At 46.5% G+C, this 11,105-nt stretch carries 10 protein-coding genes; 4 read left to right on the top strand and 6 right to left on the bottom strand.

What is annotated here, in order from left to right; all coding sequences use genetic code 11:
* Positions 1–283: antirestriction protein (locus tag AACQ81_RS18425; RefSeq protein WP_237388200.1), on the bottom strand; the 283-nt coding region annotated here is incomplete at its 3' end.
* Positions 234–440: a hypothetical protein gene (locus tag AACQ81_RS18420; protein WP_237388199.1), complete on the bottom strand. Its 207-nt coding sequence runs from the start codon at positions 438–440 to the stop codon at positions 234–236. The genes AACQ81_RS18420 and AACQ81_RS18425, both read right to left, overlap by 50 nt.
* Before the next feature lie 1,012 nt (positions 441–1,452).
* Between AACQ81_RS18420 and AACQ81_RS18415 the strand changes: the two genes are divergently transcribed.
* The 4 genes from AACQ81_RS18415 to AACQ81_RS18400 all read left to right on the top strand — a co-directional run bounded on the left by AACQ81_RS18415 (position 1,453) and on the right by AACQ81_RS18400 (position 6,537).
* On the top strand, positions 1,453–2,676 hold the full coding sequence (locus AACQ81_RS18415; RefSeq protein ID WP_237388198.1) for an ABC-three component system protein: 1,224 nt from the start codon (positions 1,453–1,455) through the stop codon (positions 2,674–2,676).
* Complete coding sequence (locus tag AACQ81_RS18410; protein ID WP_237388197.1) at positions 2,673–3,161, top strand: three component ABC system middle component; 489 nt, start codon at positions 2,673–2,675, stop codon at positions 3,159–3,161. The genes AACQ81_RS18415 and AACQ81_RS18410 overlap by 4 nt, the downstream gene beginning before the upstream one ends.
* Positions 3,158–5,113 (top strand): DUF3732 domain-containing protein, encoded by a 1,956-nt coding sequence (locus AACQ81_RS18405; protein ID WP_237388196.1) that lies wholly within the window; start codon positions 3,158–3,160, stop codon positions 5,111–5,113. The genes AACQ81_RS18410 and AACQ81_RS18405 overlap by 4 nt, the downstream gene beginning before the upstream one ends.
* A 200-nt stretch (positions 5,114–5,313) precedes the next feature.
* Entirely contained in the window at positions 5,314–6,537 is a 1,224-nt protein-coding gene (locus AACQ81_RS18400) for a deoxyguanosinetriphosphate triphosphohydrolase family protein (RefSeq protein ID WP_237388195.1), read from the top strand.
* A 140-nt stretch (positions 6,538–6,677) separates the two neighbouring features.
* Here AACQ81_RS18400 and AACQ81_RS18395 read toward each other — a convergent pair whose 3' ends face one another.
* The 4 genes from AACQ81_RS18395 to AACQ81_RS18380 all read right to left on the bottom strand — a co-directional run.
* On the bottom strand, positions 6,678–7,838 hold the full coding sequence (locus AACQ81_RS18395) for an IS30 family transposase (RefSeq protein ID WP_237388194.1): 1,161 nt from the start codon (positions 7,836–7,838) through the stop codon (positions 6,678–6,680).
* A gap of 256 nt (positions 7,839–8,094) precedes the next feature.
* Positions 8,095–9,012 carry an integrase domain-containing protein gene (locus AACQ81_RS18390; protein WP_237388193.1) on the bottom strand — a complete coding sequence of 306 codons (918 nt, stop codon included), beginning with the start codon at positions 9,010–9,012 and terminating at the stop codon, positions 8,095–8,097.
* Between the two features lie 929 nt (positions 9,013–9,941).
* Positions 9,942–10,364 (bottom strand): hypothetical protein, encoded by a 423-nt coding sequence (locus AACQ81_RS18385; RefSeq protein WP_237388192.1) that lies wholly within the window; start codon positions 10,362–10,364, stop codon positions 9,942–9,944.
* Between the two features lie 545 nt (positions 10,365–10,909).
* Positions 10,910–11,105: hypothetical protein (locus AACQ81_RS18380; RefSeq protein WP_237388191.1), on the bottom strand; the 196-nt coding region annotated here is incomplete at its 5' end.

Raw genomic sequence — 11,105 nt, 5'->3', positions numbered from 1 at the left:
CGAAAGCCTCGGCAGAGACCTCACCTTTAAAGTCCGTTGTCTCAACCCTGACCACAGCGGGTTCTGGTCGTACCGGCACGATATAAGCGATAGTGTCTGATACTTTCCGGTACTGCCACTGATCACACCGGTCATCATCACACAGCACGGCAGCGGCTTTAATGAACGTGTGCTCCAGCAGCGTCAGCTCCAGCGAACCGGTGTGCGGAAAAATTTCAGCAAAAGGAGGTAATTCAGACGCGGGCACAGTGTGTGCCGTTGCCGGGGTTGTATTTTGTGGCATGGTATTCTCCTGATAAAACAACGGGGAACACCTGACCCAATGGGAAACGTGTTCCCCGTTGGGTGACTGGCCTGTTGGCCATGATGGATGAGATTAAGAAACCTTCATCGTCATCAGACTGACGATATCTGCTTCCAAAGGTGCGCAGATGTACCACACGATGGTGTACTCCCTTGCAGGCTACAGGAGTGTTGCTGTCGCTGCCCGAAGGTGATCCTCATAAGCGACCGGATCATCGATAAGTCTGGCTACGCTAATAAACGGAAATCATAAGGTCAATGGGTAATTCATTTCCCTGAATAAAAAATAATGTCAGGAACACGATAGCCTTTTGGATTAATCGGGGGGCAGGCTGTTAATTCTCATTTCACGCGGTGATCCGTTCCGGACATTTGGTCTAACTCATTTATGCTCGTTCGACCTGAAGTCGTATGAAGCGTTGTTCACCACGAGAAGAGTAAACCACCTGTATCACCAGGTGACCCTAGGATTCTGAATAAAGCAGCGGATCCGACAATGTAACGAAATTCGGCCACAAGGCTGAATGGGAATCGAATCGTGAGAGGCGGTTCTTCCTGATAACCACAGATCGGGTAAGTGCCAGGGTGTCAGTATGATGAACCTACGTTGCGCTAGAACGTTTGATTCGTGCGAACACGGGATCGCCTACAGGTCGCGAGGCCTAAGGTGACGGAGTGATCGTAGTAGTCCGGGGACGGGAAAGCCGTCCACATGGCGAAGGGTCACAGGTGTCTGGTAAGCATAACGATAATTACCCTGCCTTCTCTGGACCCTGTAAATGCATCATAGGAATCATCACATGATCTTGTCTTTGTTCCATCTAACGTTTTATATCCCATTGATATTGCATACAGCGTTGACAGGTAGGTGGCTATAAGATTAAATTTACTTTTGGAATCAAGTGGTGATGTGAAAAAGAAACAGCGTAGAATTTTATATCGCTAGACGAACATCTCAAAAATCTCCATATAGGAGAGCTATGTCTCATTCTGCCTGCAATTCGTCGTTTTATAGGCACATATGGGCTGGCATGCGGGACAAGCAACCAGCAGTCTCGAAAAAGCCGAAGCCAGTGACAAATGAGACGTGGGTAGATGTGCATATTCCCACAACGTCGCACCCTTCGAAAATTAGATTAGGAATTTGAGATGGACGGAACTCCCACCGACAAGTTTGCTGCTGGAGAGCAGGGTTTGGGATACATCTACCAGACACGTCTTGCCCTGCTACATATACTTCAGTTGCCGGAAGATACTACTATCTTCCTTGAAAAGGATGATGATATCGATTTTCTCGATGGCAACGGAGTCAAGTCTTTGGCTTCGCTTAAGCACAAGGCAATAGGTGATAGGCTGACCGACCTATCGACCGATTTCTGGAAGTCAGTCAATATCTGGATGGTGCGCTACAAGCGAGATGGTTGCCTTGGATCGAACCTACGGTTCTTTCTATTCACCACTGGTACAGTATCGACAGACTCATTCCTTACACGCCTTCTCCCAGGCCAACCTGTCATTTCTAGCGGTGCAGAAACACTTAGCGAGTTGGTCAATGCGGCGCTCGCTCAGTCAAAATCAAAACTCATCACGCCGATCGCGGCGGCGTTTAATGAACTAAGTGATTCTGAAAAGCAAGACTTCCTTGAACGCATAGTGATCCTTGATGGCAGCCCACGTATCGACGATATTCCAGCGCTCATCAGGGATAATCATATGCGAAGTATCCGGCGCGAGCACCGTGAATTCGTCTTCGAACGACTGGAAGGCTGGTGGACTGATGCAGTGATCAAACAATTGACTGGCGCCAGAGTAGAGGGAATATTCGGCTACGAAGTCTCGGACAAGCTTTCTAACTTTTCCGAGGAGTACAAAGCAAACAACCTACCCATCACTTTTCGCGGGAAAATGCCTGTTGAGGAGATTGATACGGATGCCGATCCGCGTCTGTTCGTAACGCAACTACGTAAAATTGGCATCTCCTCTAGCCGGATCAGGAGTGCGATTTTGGACTTCTATCGGGCGTTCGAGCAACGGTCGGCTTGGGCGCGCGAAAACCTGCTTGTGTCGGGAGAGGTCGAGGAATATGAAGAGCGTCTCGTCGACGAGTGGAGTCGTTACAAGGATGTCGTTTTCGAGAAGCTAAAGGACGACAGTGCAGAGGATGCGTTGCGTGAAGCTGGTGCCACTCTCTACAACTGGGCGGAATTTGAAACCGGGAAAATTGACTCCCTGCGCATCCGCGCACGGGTGGCGGAGCCTTATGTCCTTCGTGGTAGCTTTCACATTCTAGCCGATACCTCACCAAAACCTAAGGTCTACTGGCATCCCAAATTCCTTGAGCACCTCGGAGATGTGCTAGGGGGAGCTTCATGAAACGATGGGATCAGCGCCCTTTCGAGATTCGAAACCTGTTTAACCCCGCATTCTGTGGTTTGGTTCTGTTCCGCGCCCTACATGGCTATGAAGAAAAAAACTCCCGTGGTATGCCATTCTCTCTGTCACTACTTGTTCTGCCCCTATGTCTGTACAAGGATTCGCGCGAGGTGATTGCCAGTAATCCACGCAGCTATCTGCTTAAGATAGCAGAAATGAACCAGCAAATTATGGTGGGGTTCGCCGATCGGGTTACGCAAATGCTGCCATATGCCCTCGAGGGATTTGGTTTGCTGATGGAAAGGGGGTGCATCACCATTGCAGACGATGGTCGCATCCAGACCGTGTCCGAGAAAGTGCGCAAGAGCATTAAGGGAACCGCCGAGACTGTAGCTAGCCAGAAAGTAGCGCGCATCGTCGGTAAGGAGTTTGCACGCATCGCCGACAGGGCGACTGTTTATACAACTTTCGGGATCCGTCCATGAAAATCAGATCCATTCATATATATAGCCATGATAGCCAGCGTCGTGACCTGCGATTCAAGGTGGATGGGCTAAACGTCATCACAGGTCGCTCTTCCACAGGCAAGTCCGCACTCTCCGAGATCATCGAATATTGCATGGGACGTTCTTTGTTTAACGTCCCCGAAGGTATCATCCGCGATAAGGTGGCTTGGTTCGCCGTGATCTACCAGTTCGAGAAAGAGCAGGTTATGGTCGCCAAGCCGACACCACTTGGTGGTAGCGCAAGTTGTAGCATAGCAATGCTGCGAAGAGGGACCGAGTTAAAAGTACCCGACTTCAAGGATTTGGTAGCCAATACGGATGACGACAGTATTGTTGAACTGCTGTCGCGCTTGCTCGGTATTCCCGAAAACTGCACTGAAGTTGCGCTTGAACACAGCCGTAACAGTTACAATGCGAACGTCAAACACACTTTCTATTACCTGTTCCAGAAGCAAGGATTGATCGCCAATAAGGACCAACTATTTTACCGTCAGAATGAGCAATTTCAGCCGCAGGCAATCCGTGACACGTTACCAATTCTGCTCGGCGTATCTTCCCATGCTCGCTTCGAACTTGAGTCTAAGCTGCGTATAGCTCAAAGGGACCTAAGGATCAGCAATAAGAAACTGGAACTGGCGCACGATAACGTCGACACATCTCTGGTGCAGGCCATCAGCCTTTACTCGGAAGCTAAGGCTGTTGGGGTCATTGAGAACATCGGCGAGAACCCGAATGTTGAAGTGACCATCAAGGCGTTGAGATCTGTGCTGTCATGGAAACCCGAAATGGTGCCGGACGATGACGGTAACCGAATTTCGTATATAGAAGATGAACTGGTCCAATTACGTCAAGCCCGCCGTGATATTCAGGCCCGCATTGACGCGGCGAGACAGTTCACCAGAAGAGCAGGCGGATACGAAAACGAGGCCACCGAACAGATAGACCGGCTTGCTTCGATCAAGGCACTACCGAAGAACCCTGACAGCGGCGAATGGCAGTGGCCGTTCAGCGAAAAGAACTTGGCGCTGGAGTCTCCTGTCGCCATCGTCTTACTGAACGAATTAGAGTCTCTGGACAAAGAATTACGTATCGCCACCGGCCAGCGCCCTAAGCTTGAAGCTTACTTGGCCGAGTTGACTGGTAAAGCGGACTGTATCGCTGGCGATATCAAGCGGAAGGAAGCGGAACTGTCAGCGGCTATCTCTACCAACGAATTCATTGCTCAGATAGGGACCCGCAATAACGCGGCTGCGAGAGTGGTCGGTCGTATCAGCTTATTCTTGGAAACGCTCCTTCCGAACGAAGATCTTGCTAAACTGGAAATTGAAAATCGCCGACTTATTAACAAGGTCAAACAACTTGAGGGGCAGATTGGTGCCGATGACAGCAATGAACGTCTGACCTCGATCCTCAATAATATCTCTGCGCAGATTGCTAAGTATATTCAGAAATTCGAGGCCGAGTTCCGAGACTTTCCTGCAAGGCTCAATCTACCACAACTGACGATCATCTTCGATCGCCCTGAACGTCCAGTTCCCATGAGTCGCACTGGTGGCGGCGAAAACCATCTGGCCTACCACTTGTCTGCATTGCTTGCACTGCATATGTTCGCAGCGAAAAATAATCGTCCATTCCCGCATTTCCTGTTGATCGATCAGCCGACTCAAGTCTACTTCCCATCTGAGCAGGTCTACAAGGATGCCGACGGTTCAGTGCAAAGGACCGAAGCTGACGCGGACCTCAACGCCGTGCATCGGTTGTTCGAGTTGCTACTGAAATTCACTAAGGAAGATGTACCTGGCTTCCAACTGATCGTCACTGAACATGCAAACCTGCGCGAGCAGTGGTTTCAGGATACATTGATTGAAGAACCGTGGACCAAGCCACCCGCGCTGGTTCCAGAAGATTGGCCGTCAGAAACGGCGGGCTGACGCACCTTACAACTATCTATGCCGGCGGTTGTTTTTATATTTGGCTGCCGGATTGACCGGCCCATCTTTTAACTCACTCATTATACATGGGTAAATCTGTGTGCTGTTAACTGAACTCTACAGCGCCATGTTAGTAGATTGCTAGCTTTAACACAGTTGGCATCTTTGATAGTGGCTCTAATTATAAGGAAGGATATAGCATGTTAAATGATGCGACTAAAGAATTTGCAAAAGTTCAAGAGAAAAAATTAAATAGCTCTTTAGGTATCAACAGGGAACATAGCGATAGTAACTCTGATACAAGGCAACGAGATGATTTCCAGCGAGATTATGCACGTATTCTATATTCTTCTTCATTTCGCAGATTACAGGGGAAAATGCAGCTTTTCGAAGTTGATCCTGAAAAATTCAACAGAAATAGGCTAACTCACAGTTTAGAGGTTGCTCAGATAGCACGAAGCATTGCGTCAGACCTTGGGATGACTAACCCTGTCGTCGTAGAACTGGCAGCTTTGGCACATGATATAGGAAATCCCCCATTTGGACATTCAGGTGAAAAGAAACTTAATGAACTGTCAGCAGGCATTGGTGGCTATGAAGGCAATGCTCAAGCACTGCGAATTTTAAGAACCCTTGAGAAGAAATATCCTCACTGCAACGGATTAGACCTAACCTACCGTAGCTTACTTTCTGTAATTAAATATCCGTTTAAAAATGAGAGCAGCGATAAGTTTATTTATGATGAGGATTACGATTTTTATTTTAAATTGATTTCTGATAAAGGGTTGGAGATTAAATCCGGTGAGAAAACAATCGATGCGCAGATTATGGATTTGGCGGATGAAATTGCTTATGCCGCTCACGATCTTGAAGATGCTCTGAGCCGCAACATGGTCAATATTGAAGATATTCAATATGAGTTTAAGATTTCACCAAAGTATAATAAGGCTTATGATGACTTTGTTGGAATAGTCGAAAGGTCAAAAAGTACTGCATCAGAAGCAAAAGACCTTAAATCTTCTGAAGAATTTTCCATTATCTACAGAAAGGAACTAACTGCTAATATTGTCAACCATCTAGTCAATGATATAACCGTTGTAGAAGATAAGGGCTTCAGTGAATTAGGATATGGACGATATGGCGCTTTGTCTGAAGGGCTTAAAAAGCTTTTATTCAATGTAATTATGAGGAAGAGAAATATTCTCTCTTATGAATCAACTGGAAATGAAGTTATTACAGACTTATTTAATTTTTATATGTCTAAAAATAACGTGAATTTCCTCTCCCCTGAGCTAAAGTCTTCTTTACCAGATAGTAAGTCTTGCTGTTATGAACATAAAAAAACGCGGGCTATCGTAGACTACATTTCCGGAATGATGGATACGTTTGCCATCAAAGAATGGAAGACTCATTGCCGTAAATAGTGTAACTTCATTAGAAAGTGCGATTGCTTGTTCTTCACCTCGCGCTTTTCTAGCCTGAATGCGATCCGTTCGCCTGCTCTAACATATACTGGATTGTTCATCCAAATGATTTTTATGTCTGTCGGTTACGAGCTGTGAGTTCAATTGATGGATGCAACACACTGGTTAAATCTCTCTGCGGGTGATTCATAATTTAACGTTTTTCTCGGCCTCTCATTAAGTTGTCGGGCAACACTATTTAATTTTTGCTGGCTGTGAACTGATAAATCAGTTCCTTTGGGGAAATACTGCCTGAGCAATCTGTTCGTGTTTTCATTTGATCCACGTTGCCAAGGGGACTGGGGGTCACAAAAATACACCTGAATGTCAGTGGCTATAGTAAATGCAATGTGGTTGGCCATTTCAGACCCCCTGTCCCAGGTTAATGTTTTATAGAGTTCAGCGGGTAATTTTTGGGCTTGATTTATGAGTGCAGATATTACGGTAGTCGTCTTGTTATCACTGATTTTGGCAAGCATAACAAAGCGAGAATGGCGTTCTACCAGTGTGACGATATAGGAGTTTTTGGAACCTTGTATCAGGTCTCCTTCCCAGTGACCGGGTATGGCTCTGTCTGCAACATTGGGTGGCCTTTCGCTGATGGGTATCGCATCAGGGATTGAGCCTAACCCTTTCCCTTTAAGCGATGTCATTCTGGATTTGCGTACTGTTCTTCTGCTTCTGAGGCACTGTTGTAGCTCTTTTTTTAATGCTCCCCGAGTTTGTATAAAAAGCGTTTTATAAATCGTTTCGTGCGACACATACATTTCCTGATTATCGGGATAATATCGTTTCAGCCAGCCGGAGATTTGTTCTGGCGACCAGCCCCGATGCATTTTTGCTGCGATGATTTTGCACAATGCAGGGCATTCAATTAACTTGCAAGGTTTAGGTCTCAGGGTATTCTCCCATGCTGCTTTGTCAGCTTTTACTGCACGGTATTGCTTTGCTCCCCCGTGCCTTTGAATCTCACGACTGATAGTCGATGGTGCTATTGATAATTTGCTGGCTATTTCCCTGATACTGAGTTTCGCGACCAGTCCTCTGGAAATCTCCTCTCTTTCATCAAGTGAAAGAGATAACCGGTGTCGTTTTCGGACAGGAGGACGATATCCCCCGGTTTGGTAAATAGTGGGCATAATAGAAGAATGATATCTGTCAAACATCCTGGCGATATCATGTAAAGAATCACCTTGCTTATACCTGTCCCAGATAACCGCTTTCTGCTCTGGTGTGTAGTAAATGCGTTTTCTTTTTTTCATAGTAACGCCCCCTTGTTTAAGGATAGCGTTGCATCGACCAATTGAACTCACAGCACAAAGCCGCCTGTCTGGTTAGGTATCACTCATCATCAATAGTGTCAGATTGAGTCTTATTTGGTAATCACATTGGTACAACTAACTCACGTTTGTCCAGAAGCAAGTTAGAGATAACCTGTGAATAATCGGCTAAATATCAAGGTTGGTTTGCTCGTGTTCTGATGAGCAAATCATTTGATCTCATATGTACCAATACGACTTATTCGCTCTCAATATTCTGGTAATACACCTGCCGGATATAACGCCCCCGCCCATCACCATGCCCTAAATCCATTGACACCAGTGCCAGCGCTTCCCGCTCACTGAAACCCTGCGCTTTATAATACTCACCAGATTGCTGGGCAAAATGGTAGCGCATACTGTGCGGCGCTTTATTGCCGTTCAGTCCTGCGCTTCTGACAATATAGCGGTAACGGTCTATTGCCTGAGTGATAGTGGGTTTATCAATTAATCTGCCGCTGCGCCCTGCCTGTTCACGCTCGGCATAAGCAATAGCGTGTTGCAGAGCTTCCCGATCCAGTATGACCGTCTGCCTCGGCCGGCCGCCTTTGGTGCCAAACACCACCCGCACGGAGATATGACCGTTCTCCAACGCTTTCTTCCAGGTGGCTAAGGATTTACAGGCTTCCACGGCTTCTTTGGTACGCAACCCCAGCACATAGGCCAGTTGCATCACGGCTGCCACGCCCCGGTCTTTTTGCTCGACCTGCCGAAAAATTTCTCTGAACGTTGTCGGTGTCAGCGCAGCCTTCGTGCCCTTGCGGCTCATATCCGCAATACCGAGTGCCCGGTTGCCCAGACGCGGATTATCCGGTGCGGTCAGTTTAGGCTTTCCGGCCTGCGCTAAAATCGCCCTGAGTGCTGACATCTCATTTTGCAGTGTCCTGTGACTGATATGGTCAGTCTTACGCTGGGCAATATAGCGCTCAATATATTTCGCCTTGAGGCTATCCATTTGCCTGAGTTTAATGCCGTTGTTTTTCAAATAGTCGAGGAACTGCCGGGCAATGCGCTCCCGGTCAGCGACCGTGGCAAAACTCCCGCCGGCTTTTCGGGCGTGAGTGATAAATTCTTTCCTGAACCGCTCAACTTTTGAACGTGATGATTTCTGCGCCATCTGCGCTTCTCCCGTCAGCTTTCATCTGTTTTTATTCATTTTTCATTCGTTTTTTTATTCATTTTAAAAACCAGTCTCTGCGTGTCGGTTCAGGCTCACCGTTCCGTGGTGCGTCAGATAATGTGTAGCAGAGCGAAGATTGTGTTGAGTTTTTGCAGGAGCTCGCGACGTGCTCAGCACAGCGATGACATGCTCCCCGTTCAGTACCTGATTCAATCAGGATGAACGCCTCATTATCTTGACGTAGGTAATCTCTCCTTTTTTACGGCATCAGCCTGTTGCAAGGCATGGGGGTTAAAAAAATAAACGGAATAAAGTGAGTCAGAAGCAGAAAAGCACTCGTGGAAACGGGTTTCCCTGAGTAATGCGTGGATCAAATGGGTTGTAAAGCCAGACCGGCCGTGCTCTGGACGTTGGCCGCCTGACGGCGTCACTTGGTAATCGCTGCGCTGTTACGCAAGTGACGCCGCATAACGGTGGACGCTGAAATCATTGACGCCCTCTGATCTTTTCGCGCAATCGCTGTACAGAGATCAGGACGTTTATCGTCAGTGTTCAAAACGCAGGTTAATGTTTTTCGGAACGAGGCAAAGAATGCTCTGCCCGTATTGCGTGATAAGCCGGTTGTGAATAACACCGGGTAACTTTCATCGCCGGACGGAGGGTTGTTGTCTGACGATATCTGCTTCCAAAAGTGCGCAGATGTACCGCAATCTTGCTCTCCCTTGCAGGCTACGGGAGTTTTGTTTTCGCCACTCAGAAGAGGTGATCCTTGCAGGCGATCAGATCACAGGTAGTCACATTCAGGATGATAGCCTTTGTATCAGGCCGGGTCAAATGTCCCTTTTATCATCTCTGACAAACTGATCTTACGGAGAGAGAATAAGGTGTATGCTGGGCATTCAACGTCGAAGCGCAATCTGGCTTCCTTATTCTTTAATTTCTAAAGGTTTTTTATATTTAATACCGGTTAACTCTGACAAACCAACCTCTTTTCCCTCAGTGAGAAAGAGGTTTCTGCGCCTCAGGTTGTACAGGTGAAGGCAATGCTCACACATGTCAGTAATATTAGCCGAATTTCTGATTGCCTTGAGTGTCCTGACGGCATATTTACCACACCGGCACCGCACGACATAGATGGCACTGTTTTTATGGTTACCCCGTTGCGATAAAGGGCGGACACCTAACACCGTCAAAAAGCCATATTCATAACCCTGAATCTGCATCAGTATGTTGATTAAATTGGACTCTCTTTTACTTAAACGCAAATCATATGTGGTTTTGTAAGGAATAAAATGACTGGATTGTTTTTGACTTTTTTTGCTCCTATCATTTTTATCGGTATTGGTCATCACTTTCCCTGATCCATTTCAGAATATATTAAAGATGTTCCAATTTAACCACTTTCATTATTAATTCAATAGCGAAAAAACTAAACGGAATAGGTAAGCCGGGTCCGGCCCTGTTTATTTTCATTATCATAAACGGCGAAGCCTCAATGGCTTCGACCATTGAGGCTTCTATAAGTTGTCTACTACCACAAACAAGAGCGTTAATGTAACAGAACATCTCAAGTATAACGTTTTCAGTGTAAGTCATATTGAATGAAATGGCATTAAGTCATTTACTTTCTTGTGATGTTCCTCATGAATGTTGAGTTAATTTAATTCCAACAGGAAATATAAAAAGACAGAAAAGAGATATAAACTCGTACTGAATTAAGAAAAACCCTAAATTAATTCAATAATACATTTGCATTAAATAATTCACTGACCTGCACCGTTAAGAATATTTATCCGATATTTAATTATCGGGACAATGATAAACAGGTTAAACAGGCGAAAAAATAAAACCCACACACAATTCAAACGCTTCTTAAGGGATAACGCCCTGTCCCTTAAGTTTTCCCCTGTTTAGCTACTTTCCTTTTGACATCATCTTCTGCATCACTATCTGCCCGAACATCCCGGCTGACTGCCTGACCTGTCCCACGCCCTGGTTCATCATGCCGCTGATATCGCCCATTCGCACCCCCGCCCAGGCCAGTGCGCCCAGCCAGACCATCGGCAGGACAATAAACAGCATCCCCATCA

The organism is Xenorhabdus sp. Sc-CR9 (assembly GCF_963897815.1).
Taxonomy (GTDB): domain Bacteria; phylum Pseudomonadota; class Gammaproteobacteria; order Enterobacterales; family Enterobacteriaceae; genus Xenorhabdus.
The sequence above is the reverse complement of the archived record's forward strand: the minus strand, read 5'-3'. Positions and strand labels throughout refer to the sequence as shown.